Genomic DNA, 20,656 nt, shown 5'->3' on the forward strand with positions numbered 1-20,656 from the left:
CCATGAACACATATGTACGCCCGGCGCTGAGCCTGATCCTGTCGCTGGCAGTGGTCACCGGTGCGCTGTATCCACTGGCGGTGACCGGGGTTGCGCAAGTGGTTTTTCCGGAGCAGGCCAATGGCAGCCTGGTGCGCGATGAGCAGGGCAAGGTGCGCGGCTCGGCACTGATCGCCCAGGATTTTCAGGGCGATGGCTGGTTCCATTCGCGGCCTTCGGCGGGGGCTTATGCCACCGTGGCCAGCAGCGCGAGCAACCTGTCGCCAAGCAACCCGGCGCTGGCCGAACGGGTCACGGGCGATGCCGCGAAGCTGTACCAGGCTGGGCAGGGGCCGGTGCCGCAGGCCTTGCTGACCACCTCGGGCAGTGGCCTGGACCCGCATTTGCCACCGCAGGCCGTGGCCTACCAGATTCCCCGGGTGGCGGCGGCGCGCCAGATACCGGTAGAGCGCTTGCAAGCCCTGCTGGAAGAGGCCACCCTCCACCCATTGATCGGGCCGCCTGTGGTCAATGTGCTGGCCCTTAACCAAGCGTTGAGCAAATTGGGGTCATGAATGTGGGGCCGCTTTGCGGCCCAATCGCCGGCAAGCCGGCTCACACAGGTCGTGCACAACTTTCCAAAGCTGTGAACCGCCTGTGGGGGTCGGCTTGTCGGCGATGCAGGCTCAGAAAAACCGATCGTGGCGCTATTGAAGGATGAAGCATGAGTGACGCAGCCCGCGCAGACGCGCTGTTGGCCAACCTGCCGCGCGAAGGGCGTGGCAGGCTCAAGGTATTTCTCGGTGCAGCACCCGGGGTGGGCAAGACCTACGCCATGCTCCAGGCGGCCCACGCCCAACAGCGCCAAGGCGTGCAGGTACTGGCAGGCGTAGTCGAAACCCACGGCCGCGCCGAAACCGAATCACTGCTCTCTGGCCTGGTCCAGCAACCTCTGCTGCGCAGCGAATACCGTGGTGTCACCCTGGAAGAAATGGACCTGGACGGCCTGCTCAAGGCCGCCCCGGATCTGGCCCTGGTCGACGAACTGGCCCACAGCAACGCCCCGGGCAGCCGTCACGCCAAACGCTGGCAAGACGTTCAGGAACTGCTAGCCGCCGGGATCGACGTGTACACCACGGTCAACGTCCAGCACCTGGAGAGCCTCAACGACAAGGTGCGCGACATTACCGGCGTGCACGTGCGTGAAACCCTGCCGGACTGGGTGCTGCAGGAGTCCTTCGAACTGGTGCTGATCGACCTGCCGCCGCGCGAGCTGCTCGAACGTCTGCGTGAGGGCAAAGTCTACGTGCCCGAGCAGGCTCGGGCTGCGATCGATGCCTATTTTTCCCAGACCAACCTCACCGCGTTGCGTGAGCTGGCCATGCAGGCCGCCGCCGCACAGGTCGATGCCGACCTGGCCCATGGCTACCGCCAGCGTGGCCAAGAGGCGCCGGCACTGCGCGGGCGTCTGCTGGTGGGTGTCGATGGTGACGACCAGGCCGAACGCCTGGTGCGCCATGCCAGCCGGGTTGCGCAGCGTCGGCATTTGCCCTGGAGCCTGGTGCATGTGGACAACGGGCGGCTGCGCGACGAAACCGCACGGCAGCGTTTGCAGGCGGCGCAACAACTGGCTGAGCGCCTGGGCGGGGAAGTGGTGCTGCTGCGCGCAGGCGAGGTGGCACGCACGCTGATCCAGCATGCCGTCGAGCGTCGAGCCAGCCTGGTGCTGGTAGGCCAGTCTCGGGACCGCCTGCGTCGTCGCCTGTTCGGTGCAGGCGTGGCTGCCCGGTTGCTGCGTGAAAGCCACGGGCTTGAAATCAACGTGCTCGACCGCGATGTTCAGCCGGCCCCGGCACGTTCGACCGTGCGACGGGTGTGGGTATGGCGCCACTATCTGTTGGCACTGGCTGCCACCGCGCTGGCGACGGGGTTGTCCTGGGCGGTGTCGAGCGTGTTGGCGCTGCCCAATATTTCGCTGGTGTTCCTGGTCGCCGTATTGCTGGTTGCGGTGCGCAGCAGCCTGGGCCCGGCCTTGGCCTGTGCTGCCTTGTCGTTCCTGACCTATGACTTCCTGTTCATCCCGCCGAATTTCTCCTTCAGCATTCAGCGCGAAGAAGACGTGCTGACGCTGGTGTTCTTCCTGTTGATGGCTGCGCTTACCGGCAACCTCGCTGCGCGTCAGCGCCGGCAGTTGCAGGCCCTTCGCGAAACCCAGGCGCAGACCAACCAGTTGCTCGACCTGTCGCGGCGGCTGACGGTCGCCACCGACCGGCAAGCCGTGTTCAACGCCGCCGGCCAGCACCTCAATGGCTGGCAGGACGTGCACGTGTGCCTGCTCGAACGCAACCCTGAAGGGCAGTTGCAAGTGGCCAGCGGCCAGGCTCAGGCCCTGAGCGACAACGAGCGCGCCGCCGCCGAATGGGCCTGGCAGCATGGGCAGGCCGCTGGCCATGGCAGCGACACCCTGCCTAACGGCCGCTGGTGGTGGTGGCCATTGATCGTCGACGATCATCCCCTGGCCCTGCTCGGTGTGCGCCCCCAGTCCGGCGAACCTCTCAGTGCCCAGCGCCGCCGGCTGCTCATGGCACTTGGTCAACCGCTGGCCCAGGCGCTGGCCCGGGCTCGCCTGGCCGAGCAACTGGAAGCCGCTCGGCTGCACGGCGAGACCGAGCAGTTGCGCAGTGCGCTGCTGGCCTCGGTGTCCCACGACCTTCGCACACCGCTGACCGCCATGCGTGGCAGTATCGACAGCCTGCTGGCGCTGGGCGAGGCCATCCCCACCGAAGACCGCCGCGAACTGTTGGAAGGCACCCGCAACGAAGCCGAGCGCCTTGACCGCTATATCCAGAACCTGCTCGACATGACCCGCCTGGGCCACGGCGGCCTGAAGCTGGCCCGCGACTGGGTCGCCCCGGCCGATATCGTCGGCAGTGCCCTGAACCGCCTTCGCGTGGTGCTCGCGCCGCTGCGCGTGCACACCGAGGTGCCCGCCGAGCTGCCGTTGCTGTTCGTGCACGCCGCGCTGATCGAACAGGCGCTGATCAACGTGCTGGAGAACGCGGCCCGCTTCTCACCTGCCCAAGGCCGCCTCGAACTGCAGGTGTCGGTGCACGAAGAGCAATTGCGCTTCGCGGTCAGCGATCAAGGGCCTGGTATCCCCGTGGCCGAGCGCGAGAAAATCTTCGACATGTTCTACACCGCAGCCCGCGGCGACCGTGGCGGGCAGGGCACCGGCCTGGGCCTGGCGATCTGCCAGGGCATGATCGGTGCCCATGGTGGGCAGATCCTGGTCAGCGAAGGCATCGATGGCCATGGCACCTGCATCACTCTATGCTTGCCCTTGCCCCAACAACCCGAAGCCGAAAGCGAAACCCCATGAGCCAGTCCGCCACCCTCCTGGTCATTGACGATGAACCGCAGATCCGCAAGTTCCTGCGCATCAGCCTGGCCTCACAAGGCTACAAGGTAATCGAGGCGGCCACCGGTAGCGAAGGGCTTGCTCAGGCTGCCTTGGCCAAGCCTGACCTGGTGGTGCTCGACCTCGGCTTGCCTGACATGGACGGGCAGCATGTGCTGCGTGAGTTGCGCGAGTGGAGTGCGGTGCCGGTGCTGGTGCTGTCGGTGCGTGCCAGCGAACTGCAAAAGGTCGATGCGCTGGATGGCGGGGCCAATGACTATGTGACCAAGCCGTTCGGCATCCAGGAGTTTTTGGCCAGGGTCCGTGCGCTGTTGCGCCAGGTGCCGCAAGCGGGTGGGGGCGAGGTGACCGCGAGCTTTGGGCCGTTGACCGTGGACTTCGCCTTTCGCAAGGTGACGCTTGAGGGCGCAGAGGTGGCACTGACCCGCAAGGAATACGCGTTGTTGGCGCAACTTGCCGGGCATCCGGGGCGGGTCATTACCCAGCAGCAGTTGCTCAAGGATATCTGGGGCCCGACACACGTGGAGAACACCCATTATCTGCGGATTGTCGTGGGGCATTTGCGGCAGAAACTGGGCGATGATCCAACCGCACCGCGGTTCATCATCACCGAGGCCGGGGTCGGATACAGGCTGGTTGCGCCTTCCTCCTAGGGCCGTTGCCAGGCAAGCTGAACGTCAGTTGAAGCGCAAACCGAATCACCCCCTCCATTACTCCCCCTTTTCTGAATAGTCGCAGCAACCCGCCAGTTGCAGCGACAGCGCCTCCATTCGCGCTTTTTGCCAGGCGCAGCCTGGGGCGCGACCGTTCATTCCTTTGTACGCTAATTTAATTTTGTACAGGTATGCAGCGCTGAATTTGCCGAATTCACGGCGGATAGGTCTTTCCTGCCATCAAAAAATTGTACAGCCATCTGGATTTGTACAGGTTTTGTCGGTACTGTTGAATTCCTCGCAGGAGCGCGGAACGTTCAAGGGAGTGATCGAGTCTCAGTAATAGCCTATTGCCATAACCTAGTTACCATTCCGATCGGGGCAGGTGAAATGAACATGAATGTCGCCCCAGTGCCGTCCAACGAAGAGCAGCGCCTGGCCGCGGTCGCCGAGTGGTGTGTTGCGCACCAGGACTGCAGCACCGAACTGCGCACGCTGGTCGAATGGGCCGGGCGGTACTTCAGTGCGCCGATATGCCTGATCTCGATCGTAAGTGAGTGCCAGCAGTGGTTCATGGCCAAGACTGCATTGGAGGCCGACAGTACGCCGCGGGATGTCGCGTTCTGTGCCCACACCATTCTTCAGGCGCAGCCGCTGGAAGTACTGGATGCGACGCTGGACCCGCGCTTTGCCGACAACCCACTGGTCACCGGTGCGCCCGGTATTCGCTACTATTGCGGCGCTCCGCTGCTGGTAGACAAGCAGGTCGCGATTGGCAGTTTCTGCATCATCGATACAGCCCCGCGTGCGGCCTTGGATGATGCCCAGCGCGGGATGTTGCAGGCGTTCGCCGACATGGCAGTGCAGATCATTGCCGGCATACGTCGTCGAAATTTCTACGACCAGCCGACCGGGCTGTTCAACCGGGTAAAACTTGAATGCGACGTGCAGACGCGCCTTGAACGCCATGATGCCCTGACCGTGGTGGTGTTCGACATCATGCCGGCGCAGGTGCTGACGCACATGATCAAGGTGTTGGGCTACAACTTCGCCCACGACCTTACCCTTCAGGTGAAAGACCTGATCGTCAGCCAGCTTGATTCCGATCTGGCGCTGTACAAGATCAGCCCCACCCGGTTTGCCGTCATCGTGCACCAGCACCCGCTGGCAATGTGCGCGCGGGTCATCGGTGTGCTGAGCGATCCTGTGCTGTGTCATCAGATTCCTGTCCTGCTGGATGCCTCGGTCGGTATTTCACCGGTCAGCCGCTGCGACGACGATGGCAGCCTTGACTGGTTGCGCCGTGCGGTCGGCGCCGCCGACGCGGCCCGTGGCAACCCTGGGCGCTGCGCGCACTATCAGCCGGAGGTGGACGCCGCACAGCGCAGGGCCTTCTCCCTGCTGACCTCACTGGGGGCGGCGCTGAAGCGCGATGACGAGCTCAGCCTGCACCTGCAGCCGCGCGTCGAACTGCAAGGCCATACGTGCAACAGCGCTGAAGCGCTGTTGCGCTGGCGCCACCCGCAATTGGGAGATATTTCCCCTGCCGAGTTCATCGCCCTGGCCGAGAAAACCGCGCTGATAGCGTCGATCAGCCTGTGGGTGATGCACGCGGTGTTGAACATCCTGCAACACGCTCAGGCGCCAGACTTACGTATCAGCATGAATGTCACCGCGCGCGACCTGGAGAGCGCAGCATTCATGGACGCCTTGCTCGCCGAGCTCCAGCGCAGGGCCATCGCGCCGGGGCGCCTGCAGCTGGAGTTCACGGAAAGCGTGCTGATCGAGCAACCCGAAGAAGTGCGGCGGCAATTGCTGCGCGCCCGTCAGGCCGGGGTCGACGTCGCCATCGATGACTTTGGTACCGGCTATAGCAACTGGGCCTACCTCAGCCGCATTCCTGCCACGCTGGTGAAACTGGACCGTTCGTTGATCCAGAAGGCCACGCACAGTGCCAAGGACCTCCTGCTGGTGCAGTCGCTGGTGGGGCTGGCTAACCAGCTCGGTTACCAGGTGGTGGCCGAAGGCATCGAAACCGCTGAACAGCTCACCTGTGCCAAGGCCTGGGGTTGTGCCCAGGCGCAAGGCTATTACCTGGCAAGGCCCATGCCACTGGCCGCCTTCCAGACTTGGTACTGCAACAACCGGCTTCGCTGGTCGCAGTCCTGATTTGACTTATTCGTCGCTTATCCTCAGCAGGTAGCCAGCATGTTCAACCGGCAATTGAAAACCACGCTCGCCGAGCGTGAACGCGAACTGGAAAGCCTTCGGCAATGCCTGGAGCAGATAGAGCAGGCCGGTTTTTTTCTGCGGCTCGACGGCGATTGGCGGATCCTCGACTGCAACCTCGTCAGTGCAGCTGCGTTCGGCGTGACGGTGGATGCCTTGGCCGGCACCTCCTTGAAGCAATGGCTTCCCGCCCAGGCCTTGGGCGGGTTGGCCAGCGCGCTTGCCAAGGGTGCGCCGGTGCACGATGACATGAGCCTGAGCGCGGCCAATGGCAAGTCGGCGTGGTGGCGCCTGGGCTGGTATCCGCGGTTGGATGCACAAGGGCGGGTATGCGAGGTACGGGCATTCGGGCGCGACGTGTCGCAAGAGGTCGGGCTGGCCCGGGAGAACCAGGCGCTGCTCGACGCGCTGTTACGCTCCAGCGCGGTCATCCAGTTCGACCTGGCAGGCAATGTACTGGCCGCCAATGACACGTTCCTGGCGGGCATGGGCTACCGCCTCGATGAAGTGGTGGGTAAGCATCACCGGATGTTTTGCTGCGCAGAAGACACTGCCAGCCCGGCTTATGCAGAATTCTGGCGAACGCTCAACACCGGCCGCTACGTCACTGGCCGCTTCCGCCGGCTGGACCGGCACGGGCAGGAAGTGTGGCTGGAAGCCAGTTACAACCCGGTGAACGACGCCCAGGGAAAACGGGTGCGGGTGGTGAAATTCGCCTCGGTGGTGACCGCACAGGTCCAGCGCGAAGAGGCCATCAGGCAGGCTGCGCAGATGGCGCTGGAGGTGTCGCGCGATACCGTGGGCGGAGCGTCCGAGGGCGCGGCGGTGGTGCAGCAAGTGGAGCAGACCATGCAGGGCATGACCCAACAACTGCAATCGGCCGGCACGACGATCACTGCACTGGGTGAGCAATCGGTATTGATCAGCTCGATCGTGCAGACCATCGGCGGCATCGCGGCGCAGACCAACCTGCTCGCGCTCAATGCAGCCATCGAAGCGGCCCGCGCCGGCGAGCAGGGCAGGGGCTTTGCCGTGGTAGCCGACGAAGTGCGAAAGCTGGCGGCGCGCACCAGCACCGCTACCGATGAGATCGTCTCGGTGGTGGCGCATAACCAGACCCTCGCCAGCCAGGCCGTGGGCGAAATAGAAACCAGCCGCAGTCATGCCACGCAGAGCCTGCAACTCGCCTCGCAGGCAGGTCAGGCGATTGGCGTGATCCTGCAGGGCGCGACGGGTGTGGTGAACGCTGTAGAGCGAGTGAGTCAGGATTTGCGTTGAGCCGGGCCGGCGTACCGTTCAGCGGGCATCGCTCGGTATCAGCGCGGTCAATGGTGGCAGACGCACAGCTGTTGGCCCTCTAGATTCGTGTGGCGTGCTGGAAGCCCCGAACAACAATAAAGAGGGACCTGACGATGCCGACCGCCATCCAAGCGAACAACGCCTGGCGCATCCTGTTGCTGCTGTTTCTGGCCAACCTGTTCAATTTCTTCGATCGCACCATACCCGCCATCATCATCGAACCGATTCGCCTGGAGTGGCACCTTAGCGACTTCCAGATCGGCCTGATCGGCACCGCCTTTACCCTGGTCTATGCCATCGCCGGCCTGCCACTGGCACGGCTGGCCGACACCGGCTCGCGCAGCCGGCTGATGGGCTGGGGCCTGATGGCGTGGAGCGGGCTGACGGCAGTCAACGGCATGGTCGGCAGCTTCTGGAGCTTTCTGCTGGTGCGCATGGGGGTGGGCATCGGCGAAGCCAGCTATGCGCCTGCCGCCAATTCGCTGATCGGCGACCTGTTCCCTGCCGAGCGGCGGGCACGGGCGATGGGTATCTTCATGCTCGGCCTACCGCTGGGCCTGTTGCTGGCCTTCTTCACCATCGGCGCCATGGTGCAGGCCTTCGGCAGCTGGCGCGCACCGTTCTTCATCGCCGCTGTGCCGGGTGTGGTGCTGGCGTTGTTTTTGTTCCTGATCCGCGAACCCGCACGCGGTGCGGCCGAGACCGTAGCCGTCTCCCAGGCGCCACTGGACCGGCCCCTGCGCCGCGTACTCAGCGTGCCCAGCTTCGCCTGGCTGGTGCTCGCGGGCCTTACGTTCAATTTTGCGTCGTACGCCTGCAACTCGTTCATGGTGCCCATGCTGCAGCGGTACTTCGAGCTGCAACTGCAACAAGCCGCAGTGGCCACCGGGGTCATTGTCGGTGTGACCGGTCTGGTTGGCCTCACCCTGGGTGGCTGGGTAGCCGACAAGGTGCATCAGCGCTTTGCCAACGGCCGGCTGATGTTCGCCGTGTTGAGCATGCTGGTCGCCACGCTGGCCACCGCCTGGGCGCTGCATGCCGGGCGGATCGAGCTGGGCCTGTTCGTAGCGCTGTTCGGCGTGGGCTGGCTGTTTTCGTACAACTTCTATACCTGCGTGTACACCGCCATCCAGGACGTGGTGCAGCCCCGCTTGCGCGCCACGGCCATGGCGCTGTATTTCGCCGGCCTCTATCTGCTGGGCGGTGGCCTGGGGCCGGTGGTGGTCGGTGGGCTGTCGGACCATTTCGCCGTCGCCGCCATGGACGCAGCGGGGGATGTAATGATGAGCGAGGCGTTCAAGGCCCAGGGGTTGCACGACGCGATGTACCTGATACCGGTGGCGCTGATGTTGACCATGGTGTTTCTGCTGGCCGCGTCGCGCTGTTTCAGTCGCGATGCGCAGCGCATGCGGGAGGGGATGGTGGCTGACAGCGAAGCCGCGGTGGGCCGGGCTGTTCAGGCCTGAGTATTTTTAGCTGAAAAGCGGTCTGCGCGGGCGCTGCAATGCAGGCTCAGGCATCGGTGGCTTGCTCGCGCTGTGACGGCTCGAAATGCCACTGGTCCTATAGATGGCATTTGGCCTTGTTTCAGGTTGATGCTCATATATGGGAAGCATTATCATTCACGCTATCACTCTAACTCACAATTCTTTGTCAGGATTTGTACGATGGCGTCTCGCTTCCCATCGCGCCCAGCCATGCTGGCGCTCTGCTGTTCCGTAACGCTGATGGCGCAAGCGGCCGAGCCTATTCAGCTCGACGCCACTGACGTCAACGCTGACGCCGTCAAGCCCACCCCCGGCGCGCTGCCCGAGGCGTTCGCCGGTGGCCAGGTCGCCCGCGGCGGCAGCATGGGCGTGCTGGGCAATCAGGATAACATGGACGTCCCGTTCACCCTGACCAGCTACACCTCCAAGCTGATCGAAGACCAGCAGGCGGAGGACATCGGTGACGTGCTGGCCAACGACCCGTCCGTGCGCGAGTCGTTCGGCTTCGGCAACCAGTCGAAGGTCTTCGTGATACGCGGGCTGCCGCTGGCAGGGGATGACATCTCATTCAACGGCCTCTACGGCATTCTGCCGCGCCAGATCATGTCCACCGACGGTGTGGAGCGTGTTGAAGTATTCAAAGGGCCCAATGCGTTTCTCAATGGTGTGAGCCCGACCGGCACTGGCCTTGGTGGTAACGTCAACTTGCAACCCAAGCGTGCTGGCGATGTTCCTACCCGCCGTTACACCCAGGACATCAGTGCTGATGGGCGCATCGGCGAGCATCTGGATATCGGCCAGCGCTTCGGCGAAGACAACCGCTTTGGCGCGCGGCTGAACCTCAGCCAGCGTGAAGGTGAAACCGCTGTTGACGATCAGGACCAGCGGACCAAGCTATTCGTTGCCGGCCTGGACTACCGCGGCGACACGGTGCGCATCTCCACCGACTTCGGTTACCAGAAGCAGCGTATCAACCACCTGCGCAACTCAGTGCGCCCAGGCACCGCCACCCAGGTGCCAACCGCACCGGATGCCAGCCACAACTACGGCCAGGCTTGGAGCTACAGCGAGTCGGAAGATACCTTCGGCATGATTCGTGGCGAATGGGACCTGAACGAGAGCTGGACCGCCTATCTGGCCGGTGGTGCGCGCCATACCCGCGAGCATGGCACCTATGGCACGCCGGTGCTGGTGGGCAATAGCGGCACGGCTACGCTCTCCGGTTCGGATATCGTCCACGGCGAAGACAACACCAGCTTCAGCGCCGGCCTCAATGGCCGCCTGCAGACCGGGCCGTTCAGCCACCAGATTGCCGTGGGCGCCAATACCCTGTGGACGCAGGCGGAAAACGCCTACACCTTTTATCGCCCAGTCCCTGGCAATACCAATATCTACGACAAGGTCACGCTGCCCAAGCCAACCGACGGCTACCTCACCGGTGGTGATATGGGTGACCCCGGTGTGACCGGCAAGACCCGTAACCGCAGCATCGCTATTTCCGACACGGTGGGCATGTTCGATGACCGTCTGTTGCTCACTTACGGGGTGCGTCGTCAGCAACTGCGCATCGAAAACTATTTCTATGACGGTACCACTTTCAATGGCGTCGCCAACCCGGCCAATGACGGAAGCCGTAACGGTCCTGCTTATGAAAAGGGCGTGACCACGCCTGTCTATGGGATCGTGTACAAGGCCACCGACAGCATCTCGGTTTACGCCAACCGCATCGAAGGCTTGGCCCAGGGCCCGACGGCGCCGGCGAACACTGTAAATGCCGGGCAGATGTTCCCGCCTGGCCGAACCAAACAGCTTGAGGCAGGTATCAAGCTCGATAAGCAGACCTACGGCGCGAACCTGGCTGTGTTCCGCATTGAAAAACCGTCCGATGGCTATACCGAGGGCACTACCTACATTCGCGATGGCGAGCAGGTCAACAAAGGCCTGGAGCTGAGTGTCTACGGCGAACCGATCGAAGGTTTGCGCCTGATGGCCGGCGGTACCCGCATGGCGTCGGAGCAGAAAAAGACTGCCAATGGTACCAATGACGGCAACCACGCCATCGGCGTGCCGACTTTCCAGCTGAACGCCAGTGTCGACTGGGATGTGCCGGGGGTGCCAGGGTTGGCACTCAATGCCCGGATGCTGCGCACCGGCGGCCAATACGTCGATGCCGCCAACGACCTCAGCCTGCCGACCTGGAATCGTTTCGATGCCGGTGCACGCTACAAGCTGAAAGTCGCCGAGAAGGACCTGACCCTGCGGGTGAACGTGGAAAACCTTACCGACAAGAACTACTGGGCTTCAGCCAATGGTGGCTACATGACCCAGGGCGATCCGCGGTTGGTGAAGTTCTCGGGCACGATTGATTTCTGATCCGGAGCGCTTGCACCACTGTACGGGCTGCCTAGCTCCAGCGCTGCGCTTGCGTAGCTGCTGGAGGGGCTCGTCTCGCGATGAGGGGTTCGTTGGCGCTGGGCCTTCTCAGGCCAACACTTCAGGCCCGGTGCACCCTGCGTGGCGCTGTCAGCATCTGCAACCAGGGCAGTGCTGACAGCGCCGCACGCGTCGCGACGCACGCGCTGGCGCTTGAAGGCAGTCACCCTCAGCTGTCATGGCGCAAAAACGCTGCCTCCAACAGTTGCTGCGTATAAGCGTGCTGGGGTGAATGGAAGATCTGCCGGGCCTCGCCCTGTTCCACAACATGGCCATGCTTGATCACCATCAGTTGGTGGCTCAACGCTTTGACCACGGCAAGGTCATGGCTGATGAACAGGTAGGTGAGGTTGTACTTCTGCTGCAGGTTGCGCAGCAATTCCACCACCTGCCGCTGCACCGTACGGTCCAGCGCAGAGGTCGGTTCGTCCAGCAGAATCAACGCCGGCTTGAGCACCAGCGCCCGGGCGATGGCGATACGTTGACGTTGCCCGCCCGAAAACTCATGCGGGTAGCGATGGCGGGTGCGAGGGTCCAGGCCGACTTCTTCCAGCACCGCGATAATCGCCGCTTCCTGTTCCGCGGCTGTACCAATCTTGTGAATCCGCAGCCCCTCGCCAACGATGTCCGCCACGCACATACGTGGGCTCAGGCTACCAAAGGGGTCCTGAAACACCACTTGCATCTCGCGTCGCAGCGGCCGCACCTGCTGCTGGTTCAAGCCTTCCAGTGCCTGGCCGTGGAAGCGGATGCCCCCTTGGCTGGAAATCAAGCGCAAGATCGCCAGCCCAAGCGTCGACTTGCCCGATCCGGACTCACCCACGATCCCCAGGGTCTGCCCCTGGGGCAGGCTGAAGTTGATCCCGTCCACGGCCTTCACGTGGTCGACCGTCTTGCGCAGCAAGCCTTTCTTGATCGGGAACCATACCTTCAGGTCGTTCACTTCCAGCAGTGGCGCACCCACTGCGGTTTGCGCCGGCAACCCGCTGGGTTCTGCATTGATCAGCATCTGCGTGTAGTGGTGCTGCGGCGCGCTGAACAGCGTTGCGCAATCGGCCTGCTCGACAATCTGCCCGCGCTGCATCACGCAAACACGGTGGGCAATGCGCCTGACCAGGTTCAGGTCATGGCTGATCAACAGCAATGCCATGCCCAACCGCGCCTGTAGTTCCTTAAGCAGTTGCAGAATCTTCAACTGCACGGTCACGTCGAGTGCAGTGGTGGGTTCATCGGCAATCAGCAGCTCCGGCTCATTGGCCAGGGCCATGGCAATCATCACCCGCTGCCGCTGGCCACCGGACAGCTCGTGGGGCAGGGCCTTCAAGCGTTTGCGTGGCTCGGGAATGCCCACCAGTTCAAGCAGCTCCAGCGTGCGCGCAGTGGCTTGCTTGCCGGTGAGGCCCTTGTGCAGCAGCAGGATTTCGTTGATCTGCTTCTCGATGCAGTGCAGCGGGTTCAGCGAGGTCATCGGCTCCTGGAAGATCATCGCGATGCGGTTGCCGCGAATCTTCTGCATGGCCTTCTCACCTTGCTGCAGCAGGTCCTTGCCTTCGTAGCCAATGCTGCCACTGGGGTGGCGTGCCAGCGGGTAGGGCAGCAGGCGCAGAATCGAGTGGGCGGTAACGGACTTGCCCGAACCGCTCTCGCCGACCAGCGCCAGGGTCTCGCCCTTGCGGATGTCGAAGCTGATGCCATCGACCACACGGTTGACCTGTTCGCCGGTAACGAACTCTACCGCCAGGTCGCGCACTTCGATCAGGTTCTGTTCACTCATCTCACTTCCTCGGGTCGAAGGCATCGCGGGCGGATTCGCCGATGAATACCAGCAGGCTCAGCATGATCGCCAGTACGGCAAAGGCGCTGATGCCCAGCCATGGCGCCTGCAGGTTGGACTTGCCTTGGGCTACCAGTTCGCCCAGCGACGGCGCGCCCGGTGGCAGGCCGAAACCGAGGAAGTCCAGGGCGGTGAGGGTGCCGATGGCACCGGTGAGGATGAAGGGCATGAACGTCATGGTCGAGATCATGGCGTTGGGCAGAATGTGCCGATACATGATCGCGCCATTGCGCATACCCAGGGCACGGGCGGCACGCACGTACTCGAGATTGCGCCCGCGCAGGAACTCGGCGCGCACCACGTCAACCAGGCTCATCCATGAGAACAGCAACATGATGCCCAGCAACCACCAGAAGTTGGGCTGTACGAAGCTGGCAAGGATGATCAGCAGGTACAGCACTGGCAAACCGGACCAGATCTCCAGAAAGCGCTGGCCGGCAAGGTCTACCCAGCCACCGTAGAAACCCTGCAGGGCACCGGCGATGACGCCGATGATGGAGCTGAGGATGGTCAGGGTGAGGGCGAACAGTACCGAAATGCGGAAGCCGTAGATCACCCGCGCCAGCACATCGCGGCCCTGATCGTCGGTGCCCAGCCAGTTGTCCGCCGAGGGCGGCGCAGGGGCGGGTACGCGCAGGTCGTAATTGATGCTCTGGTAGCTGTAGGGGATCGGGGCCCACAGTACGAAGCTATCTTTCTTGGCCAGTAGCTCCCGGATATACGGGCTCTTGTAGTTGGCCTCCAGTGGGAACTCGCCGCCGAAGGTGGTTTCCGGGTAGCGTTTGAAGGCCGGGAAAAACCACTCGCCGTCGTAGCGCACGGCAATCGGTTTGTCGTTGGCGATCAGCTCGGCACCCAGGCTCAGGCCGAACAGGATGAGGAACAGCCACAGCGACCACCAGCCGCGTCGGTTGGCCTTGAAGCGCTCGAAGCGCCGACGGTTGAGAGGGGACAAGGCCATGTCAGTGCTCCCGGCTGGCGAAGTCGATGCGCGGATCGACCAGGGTGTAGGTGAGGTCGCCGATCAGTTTCACCACCAGCCCGAGCAGGGTGAAGATGAAGAGGGTGCCGAACACCACCGGGTAGTCGCGGTTGATGGCCGCCTCGAAACTCATCAGGCCCAGGCCGTCGAGGGAGAAGATCACCTCGATCAGCAGCGAGCCGGTGAAGAAGATGCCGATGAACGCCGAAGGGAAGCCTGCGATCACCAGCAGCATGGCATTGCGGAACACGTGGCCGTAGAGCACCCGTGAGCGGCTCAGGCCTTTGGCTTTGGCGGTGACCACGTACTGCTTGTTGATCTCGTCGAGGAAGCTGTTCTTGGTCAGCAGGGTCATGGTGGCGAAGTTGCCGATCACCAGGGCGGTGATCGGTAGCACCAGGTGCCAGAAGTAGTCGAGCACCTTGCCGGTCGTGGACAGCTCGTCGAAGTTGTTCGAGGTCAGGCCGCGCAGCGGGAACCAGTCGAAGTAGCTGCCGCCGGCGAACAGCACGATCAGCAGGATGGCGAACAGGAACGCCGGGATGGCATAGCCGACGATGATCGCCGAGCTGGTCCAGACGTCGAAGTGGCTACCGTGGCGCACCGCCTTGGCAATGCCCAGGGGGATCGACACCAGGTACATGATCAGGGTGCTCCACAGCCCGAGCGAAATCGACACCGGCATCTTTTCGGCGATCAGGTCGATGACCTTGGCGTCACGAAAGAAGCTCTCGCCGAAGTCCAGTTGGACGTAGTTCTTGACCATTATCCATAAGCGCTCGGGGGGCGACTTGTCGAAGCCGTACATGCGCTCGATTTCCGCGATCAGCGCCGGGTCGAGGCCCTGGGCGCCGCGGTAGTTGGAGCCGGCCACGGAGACCTCGGCGCCACCGCCGGCGATCCGGCTGGTGGCGCCCTCGAAGCCTTCGAGCTTGGCGATCATCTGTTCGACCGGGCCGCCGGGGGCGGCTTGGACGATGATGAAGTTGATGACCAGGATGCCGAACAGGGTCGGGATGATCAGCAGCAGACGACGCAGGATGTAGGCCAGCATGTCAGTTGGCCTCTTGAGCGGGCGTTTCGGACACGGCTGGCGTCACGTCAGGCTTGATCCACCAGGTGTCGATGCCGATGTCGTACTTGGGCGAAACATCGGGGTGGCCGATGTGGTTCCAGTAGGCCACGCGCCAGGTCTTGATGTGCCAGTTGGGGATCACGTAGTAGCCCCATAGCAGCACCCGGTCCAGGGCGCGGGAGTGGTCGATCAGGCTTTGCCGGGAGTCGGCGTTGATCAGTGCTTCGACCAGCTGGTCGATGGCCGGGTCACGCAGGCCGATGAAGTTGCGGCTGCCGGGGTTGTCAGCCGCCGCACTGGACCAGAACTCGCGCTGCTCGTTGCCTGGGGAGTTGGACTGCGCAAAGCCACTGACGATCATGTCGAAGTCACGTGAGCGCAGGCGGGTGATGTATTGCGAGACGTCGACGCGGCGGATGTTCAAGTCGATGCCAAGGTCGGCCAGGTTGCGTTTGAACGGCAGCAGGATGCGCTCGAATTCTGTCTGGGCCAGCAGAAACTCGATGGACACTGGCTTGCCGTTCTTGTCGACCATCTTGTCGTCGACGATCTTCCAGCCAGCGTCCATCAGCAATTTGTAAGCCTGGCGCTGCTGTTCGCGGATCATGCCGCTGCCGTCGGTGACCGGGTTGTGGAAGACCTCGCTGAACACCTGTTCGGGAATCTTGCCGCGCAGCGGCTCGAGTATCTTCAGCTCGGCAGGCGAGGGCAGGCCTCGGGCGGCCATTTCGGAGTTTTCGAAGTAGCTGCCGGTGCGGGTGTAGGCGCCGTTGAACAACTGCTTGTTGGTCCACTCGAAGTCCAGCAGCAGGCTCAGCGCCTGGCGCACGCGGATGTCCTGGAACAGCGGTTTACGCAGGTTGAAAATGAAACCCTGCATGCCGGTCGGGTTGCCGTTGGGCAGCTCTTCCTTGATCAGGCGGCCATCGCGTACAGCGGGAACGTTGTAGGCGGTGGCCCAGTTTTTCGCGCTGGTTTCCAGGCCATAGTCGAACTGGCCGGCCTTGAGTGCTTCCAGCGCGACGGTGTTGTCGCGGTAGGAGTCGAAGGTCATGGCGTCGAAGTTGAACTGGCCGCGGTTGAGCGGCAGGTCCTTGGCCCAGTAGTCCTTGACCCGCTCGTAGCGGATCGAGCGACCGGGCTTGACCTCGGTGATCTTGTACGGGCCGCTGCCGAGCGGGATTTCCAGGTTGCCGCGGTTGAATTCGCGGCCTTCGTACCAGTGCTTGGGCAGTACCGGCAACTGGCCAAGGATCAGCGGCAACTCGCGGTTGTTCTTGTGCTTGAACGTGAACAGCACACGCAGCGGGTCTTCGGCGACGACTTCGGCGACATCGCCATAGTACTGGCGGTACAGCGGTGCGCCGTCCTTGATCAGGGCGTTGAAGGTGAATACCACGTCTTCGGCGCGCATCGGGTGGCCGTCGTGGAAGCGTGCCTCGGGGCGCAGGTAGAAGCGCACCCAGCTGTTGTCCGGGGCTTTTTCGATCTTGCCGGCAACCAGGCCGTACTCGGTAAAGGGCTCGTCCAGGCTCTGGCGCATCAAGGTGTCGTAGATGGCACCGACGTTTTCGGCGGCCACGCCTTTGTTGATGAAGGGGTTGAGGCTGTCGAAACCACCGAAGCTGGACTGGCGGAAGGTGCCGCCCTTGGGCGCGTCGGGGTTGACGTAGTCGAAGTGCTTGAAGTCGGCCGGGTATTTCGGCGCTTCATCATAAAGGGTCAGTGCGTGTTGCGGCGCGGCCATGGCCGGCAGGCTCAGGCAGGCGAGCAGCAGGCTCCCTGCCAGTTGGCGCAGGCGGTACGTTGGCATCATTGGGCTTTCTCCGAAGTCTTAAGCCACCAGGTATTCAGCCCGAGGGTATAGGGCGGTGTGGTGACGAAACCGAACCGGTTGCGGTAGGCCAGGCGGTGATTGTCGAGATACCAGTTGGGGATCATGTAGTACTGCCAGGAAAGCACGCGGTCCAGGGCGCGGGCGGCGGCGACCTGGTCATCGCGGGTGCGTGCGGCGAGCAGGGTATCGAGCAGGTGGTCGACCACTGGATCCCTGACCCCCGCGTAATTCTTGCTGCCCTTGGTCGCAGCCTGGCTGGAATGGAAGTACAGCCACTGTTCCAGGCCGGGGCTCAAGGTCTGGCTCAGGGTCATCAGAATCATGTCGAAGTCGAACTGATCCAGGCGTTGTTTGTACTGGGCACGGTCCACGGTGCGCAAGCGCGCATCGATGCCGATGCTCGCCAGGTTTTCGACATAGGGCTGCAAGATGCGTTCGAGGTTGGGGTTCACCAGCAGCAGTTCCATGCGCAGCTGCTGCCCGTGTGCGTCGACCAGGCGCTGGCCGTCGAGCTTCCAGCCGGCGTCGCCGAGCAGGCTCAGCGCCTGGCGCAGGGTCTGGCGGTTGATGCCGCGGCCCTCGGTGTGGCTGACCTGATAGGGTTGGGTGAACAGCTTTTGCGGCAATTGGTCACGGAACGGCGCCAGCAGCAGCCACTCCTTGCCCGTGGGCAAGCCGCTGGCGGCAAACTCGCTATTGGGGTAGTAGCTGGTCGAGCGGCGGTAGGCGCTGCTGAAAAGGGCGCGGTTGGTCCACTGGAAGTCGAGCATCAGGCCCAGCGCCTGGCGTACCCTGGCGTCGCTGAAGGTGGGCCGGCGGGTGTTCATGAACAACCCCTGGGTCTGGGTCGGGATGCGGTGCGGGATCTGGGCCTTTATCACCTCGCCACGGCGCAGTGCCGGGAAGTTGTAGCCGTTGGCCCAGTTCTTTGCCTGATGCTCGATATAGATGTCGAATTCGCCGGCCTTGAAGGCTTCGAACGCGACCGTGGCGTCCCGATAGAACTCGTATTCGACGCGGTTGAAGTTGTACTTGCCGCGGTTCACCGCAAGGTCCTTGCCCCAGTAATTCTTCACCCGCTCGAACACCAGGCGCCTGCCGGGCTGCACCTGGGTGATGCGGTAGGGGCCACTGCCCAGAGGCGGCTCGAAGGTGGTGGCCTTGAAATCGCGGCCTTGCCAGTAGTGTTTGGGCAGCACCGGCATCTCGCCCAGGCGCAGGATCAGCAGCGGGTTGCCAGCGCGCTTGAACACGAAGCGGATGCGCAACGGGCCAAGGATATCCACGCGCTGCACTTCCTGCAGATTGGTGCGGTAGATCGGGTGGCCGCCTTTTAGCAGCGTGTAATAAGAGAAGGCGACGTCGGCCGAGGTGATCGGTTTGCCGTCATGCCAGCGCGCTTGCGGGCGCAGGTTGAACACCACCCAGCTACGGTCCTCGCTGTACTCCACCGAGCGGGCGATGAGGCCGTAACTGGACGTGGGTTCGTCGCCGGAAGGGTCGTACATGCCGGTGCCGACCATCAGCGTTTCGTTGAGCTCGTTGACCCCGTACTGCAGGAAGTTCGGCGTTGTGACTGGGCTTGAACCCTTGAAGGTATAGGCGTTGAGCGTATCGAACGTACCCAATGCCATAGCGCGCAAGGTGCCGCCCTTGGGCGCTTGCGGGTTGACCCAGTCGAAATGGGTGAATGTCGCTGGGTACTTGAGCGTGCCGAACTGCGCGTATCCGTGGCTTTCGCTCACCATCGCGGCTGCGGGAAAGCTCAAGGCCAGGCTGAGTGACAGCAGGAGGGGACGTATCAAGTCGGCATCCGATCCAGAGGCGTTGGGCTTTGGTCGGGCTACAGTAACAGCTTGGCGGGGTTGGAAAAAGGGTGTGGCTGGAAGGAGATCGAGGGGCTGCCAAGCAGCCCCGATTCAGATCAATGCCCCAGGTAGACGGTCAAGGTCTGGCCTGGCTTGAGGGCATGCCCGCTGCGCGGATTCCAGCGCTTGAGGTGCTTCATCTCGACGTTGAACCGTTTCGCCACCAGATACAGTGAGTCGCCTTTGCGGACCTTGTACTTAGTCGAGCGCTTGGAGGATGCCGCCACCCGGTTGCCCGCCGCACTACCGCCACGCAACGCCAGCACCTGGCCGGCCTTTACCCGGCTACCCGAGAGCTTGTTCCAGCGCTGGATATCCTTGACCGAAACCCGGTTGGCCCTTGCGATGGTGCTCAGGCTGTCGCCGCGCTTCACGCGGTAGCTGCGGGCGCTGGCAGGTGCCTTGGCTTCAGCCACGGCGCGAGCGAACACGGCCTTGTTCGGCTGCAGGCTGATCAGTTGTTCAGGCTTGAGGTTGGACAGGCTGTCGGACAGCAGTTGCGCCTTGGCCGTCGGCACCAGCAATTGCTTGGGCCCATCCACGGTCATGCGCTTCTTGAAGGCCGGGTTGAGCTGGATCAGTTCGTCTTCGTCTATGTTGGCGAAGGCGGCAACCCGCGACAGGTCCAGGCGGTCCTTGATGGCGACGGCTTCGAAGTAGGGCTCGTTGGCGATCGGGTTGAGATTCACGCCGTAGGCTTCGGGGGTCAGCACCACCTGCGACAGGGCCAGCAGTTTGGGCACGTAGTCGCGTGTTTCCTGCGGCAGGGGCAGGTTCCAGTAATCGGTTGGCAGGCCGAGTTTCTCGTTGCGCTCGATCGCCCGGCTGACGGTGCCTTCGCCGGCATTGTAGGCGGCCAGCGCCAACAGCCAGTCGCCGTTGAACATGTCGTGCAGGCGGCTCAGGTAGTCCAGCGCGGCATTGGTCGATGCGGTGATGTCGCGGCGACCATCGTAGAAATTGGTCTGGCGCAGGTTGAAGTGGCGCCCGGTGGAGGGGATGAACTGCCACATGCCTGCGGCATGGGCGCGCGAGTAGGCCATGGGGTTGTAGGCGCTTTCGATCGCCGGCAACAGGGCCAGCTCCAGCGGCATGTCGCGTTCTTCCAGGCGCTCGACGATGTAGTGCAGGTACAGGCTGCCGCGCTCACCGGCGTTTTCCAGGAACGAAGGGTTGCTGGCAAACCACAGCCGCTGCTGCTCGATGCGCGGGTTGACGTCGATGGTGTCTTGCAGGGCGAAGCCCTGGCGCATGCGCTCCCACACATCCTGGGGCGCCTGCTCGGCCGGTTTGACCGCGAGGGGAGCGGGTTTGTGTTTGATCCGCGCCTGGTAGCTGTGCGCGCGAACGCTATCGGATTCGTCGAGCTGACGGGTGCTCTGGCAGCCCACCAGGGTGGCGGCCAGCGCCAGCGCACTGATTTGGGCCAGGCGCGTCAGGGCGACTGAATGAGCGGTTCTGCGGCTTGGGGAAGACATCGGCGGGGACGGGTATCCGGGCAAAAAATTTCGGCGATTCTAGAAACCGCATCCCGCCGGGTCAACCTTGCAGCGCATGTTGCG

At 63.1% G+C, this 20,656-nt stretch carries 12 protein-coding genes and 2 pseudogenes; 8 read left to right on the forward strand and 6 right to left on the reverse strand.

Annotated elements, in window-relative coordinates:
• Window positions 1-2: 2 nt before the first annotated feature.
• The 8 genes and pseudogenes from kdpC to ACIPZH_RS23040 all read left to right on the forward strand — a co-directional run bounded on the left by kdpC (window position 3) and on the right by ACIPZH_RS23040 (window position 11,438).
• Entirely contained in the window at window positions 3-554 is a 552-nt protein-coding gene (gene kdpC / locus ACIPZH_RS23005; RefSeq protein WP_400628348.1) for a potassium-transporting ATPase subunit KdpC, read from the forward strand.
• 149 nt (window positions 555-703) lie between these two features.
• Entirely contained in the window at window positions 704-3,358 is a 2,655-nt protein-coding gene (locus tag ACIPZH_RS23010; RefSeq protein WP_400637973.1) for a DUF4118 domain-containing protein, read from the forward strand.
• Window positions 3,355-4,050: a response regulator gene (locus ACIPZH_RS23015; protein WP_241807023.1), complete on the forward strand. Its 696-nt coding sequence runs from the start codon at window positions 3,355-3,357 to the stop codon at window positions 4,048-4,050. The genes ACIPZH_RS23010 and ACIPZH_RS23015 overlap by 4 nt, the downstream gene beginning before the upstream one ends.
• Window positions 4,051-4,446: 396 nt before the next feature.
• Window positions 4,447-6,219 carry an EAL domain-containing protein gene (locus ACIPZH_RS23020; protein ID WP_400637974.1) on the forward strand — a complete coding sequence of 591 codons (1,773 nt, stop codon included), beginning with the start codon at window positions 4,447-4,449 and terminating at the stop codon, window positions 6,217-6,219.
• 39 nt (window positions 6,220-6,258) lie between these two features.
• Window positions 6,259-7,020, forward strand: a pseudogene (locus ACIPZH_RS23025) (PAS domain-containing protein); the annotation flags it as partial.
• A gap of 102 nt (window positions 7,021-7,122) precedes the next feature.
• Window positions 7,123-7,557: pseudogene (locus tag ACIPZH_RS23030) on the forward strand (methyl-accepting chemotaxis protein); the annotation flags it as partial.
• A gap of 134 nt (window positions 7,558-7,691) precedes the next feature.
• Complete coding sequence (locus ACIPZH_RS23035; protein ID WP_400637976.1) at window positions 7,692-9,044, forward strand: spinster family MFS transporter; 1,353 nt, start codon at window positions 7,692-7,694, stop codon at window positions 9,042-9,044.
• A 201-nt stretch (window positions 9,045-9,245) separates the two neighbouring features.
• Window positions 9,246-11,438, forward strand: coding sequence for a TonB-dependent receptor (locus ACIPZH_RS23040; protein ID WP_400637978.1), 2,193 nt, complete (start codon window positions 9,246-9,248; stop codon window positions 11,436-11,438).
• A 229-nt stretch (window positions 11,439-11,667) separates the two neighbouring features.
• On the opposite strand, the gene ACIPZH_RS23045 is transcribed toward ACIPZH_RS23040, so the two are convergent.
• From ACIPZH_RS23045 to ACIPZH_RS23070, 6 genes are all read right to left on the reverse strand, one after another.
• Window positions 11,668-13,272: an ABC transporter ATP-binding protein gene (locus tag ACIPZH_RS23045; protein ID WP_400637980.1), complete on the reverse strand. Its 1,605-nt coding sequence runs from the start codon at window positions 13,270-13,272 to the stop codon at window positions 11,668-11,670.
• Between the two features lies 1 nt (window position 13,273).
• Complete coding sequence (locus tag ACIPZH_RS23050; protein ID WP_241807017.1) at window positions 13,274-14,293, reverse strand: ABC transporter permease; 1,020 nt, start codon at window positions 14,291-14,293, stop codon at window positions 13,274-13,276.
• Window position 14,294: 1 nt separating this feature from the next.
• The gene (locus tag ACIPZH_RS23055; RefSeq protein WP_400637982.1) at window positions 14,295-15,368 is read right to left on the reverse strand and encodes a microcin C ABC transporter permease YejB; all 1,074 of its coding nucleotides are present in this window, start codon (window positions 15,366-15,368) and stop codon (window positions 14,295-14,297) included.
• 1 nt (window position 15,369) lies between these two features.
• Window positions 15,370-17,205 (reverse strand): extracellular solute-binding protein, encoded by a 1,836-nt coding sequence (locus tag ACIPZH_RS23060; protein ID WP_400637984.1) that lies wholly within the window; start codon window positions 17,203-17,205, stop codon window positions 15,370-15,372.
• Complete coding sequence (locus ACIPZH_RS23065; protein ID WP_241807015.1) at window positions 17,202-19,031, reverse strand: extracellular solute-binding protein; 1,830 nt, start codon at window positions 19,029-19,031, stop codon at window positions 17,202-17,204. The genes ACIPZH_RS23060 and ACIPZH_RS23065 overlap by 4 nt, the downstream gene beginning before the upstream one ends.
• Window positions 19,032-19,150: 119 nt before the next feature.
• Window positions 19,151-20,572, reverse strand: a complete 1,422-nt coding sequence (locus tag ACIPZH_RS23070; RefSeq protein ID WP_241807014.1) for a lytic transglycosylase domain-containing protein — start codon at window positions 20,570-20,572, stop codon at window positions 19,151-19,153.
• Between the last annotated feature and the right edge of the window lie 84 nt (window positions 20,573-20,656).

Origin of the sequence: Pseudomonas sp. NPDC089758 (assembly GCF_044748705.1) — a bacterium.
In the GTDB taxonomy this organism is placed as follows: Bacteria; Pseudomonadota; Gammaproteobacteria; order Pseudomonadales; family Pseudomonadaceae; genus Aquipseudomonas; species Aquipseudomonas putida_X.

What these genes read in the sequence shown, in the direction of transcription:
- kdpC (WP_400628348.1), top strand. Translation starts at nt 3, where the DNA reads ATGAACACATATGTACGCCCGGCGCTGAGCCTGATCCTGTCGCTGGCA.
- ACIPZH_RS23010 (WP_400637973.1), top strand. Translation starts at nt 704, where the DNA reads ATGAGTGACGCAGCCCGCGCAGACGCGCTGTTGGCCAACCTGCCGCGC.
- ACIPZH_RS23015 (WP_241807023.1), top strand. Translation starts at nt 3,355, where the DNA reads ATGAGCCAGTCCGCCACCCTCCTGGTCATTGACGATGAACCGCAGATC.
- ACIPZH_RS23020 (WP_400637974.1), top strand. Translation starts at nt 4,447, where the DNA reads ATGAATGTCGCCCCAGTGCCGTCCAACGAAGAGCAGCGCCTGGCCGCG.
- ACIPZH_RS23035 (WP_400637976.1), top strand. Translation starts at nt 7,692, where the DNA reads ATGCCGACCGCCATCCAAGCGAACAACGCCTGGCGCATCCTGTTGCTG.
- ACIPZH_RS23040 (WP_400637978.1), top strand. Translation starts at nt 9,246, where the DNA reads ATGGCGTCTCGCTTCCCATCGCGCCCAGCCATGCTGGCGCTCTGCTGT.
- ACIPZH_RS23045 (WP_400637980.1), bottom strand. Translation starts at nt 13,272, where the DNA reads ATGAGTGAACAGAACCTGATCGAAGTGCGCGACCTGGCGGTAGAGTTC.
- ACIPZH_RS23050 (WP_241807017.1), bottom strand. Translation starts at nt 14,293, where the DNA reads ATGGCCTTGTCCCCTCTCAACCGTCGGCGCTTCGAGCGCTTCAAGGCC.
- ACIPZH_RS23055 (WP_400637982.1), bottom strand. Translation starts at nt 15,368, where the DNA reads ATGCTGGCCTACATCCTGCGTCGTCTGCTGCTGATCATCCCGACCCTG.
- ACIPZH_RS23060 (WP_400637984.1), bottom strand. Translation starts at nt 17,205, where the DNA reads ATGATGCCAACGTACCGCCTGCGCCAACTGGCAGGGAGCCTGCTGCTC.
- ACIPZH_RS23070 (WP_241807014.1), bottom strand. Translation starts at nt 20,572, where the DNA reads ATGTCTTCCCCAAGCCGCAGAACCGCTCATTCAGTCGCCCTGACGCGC.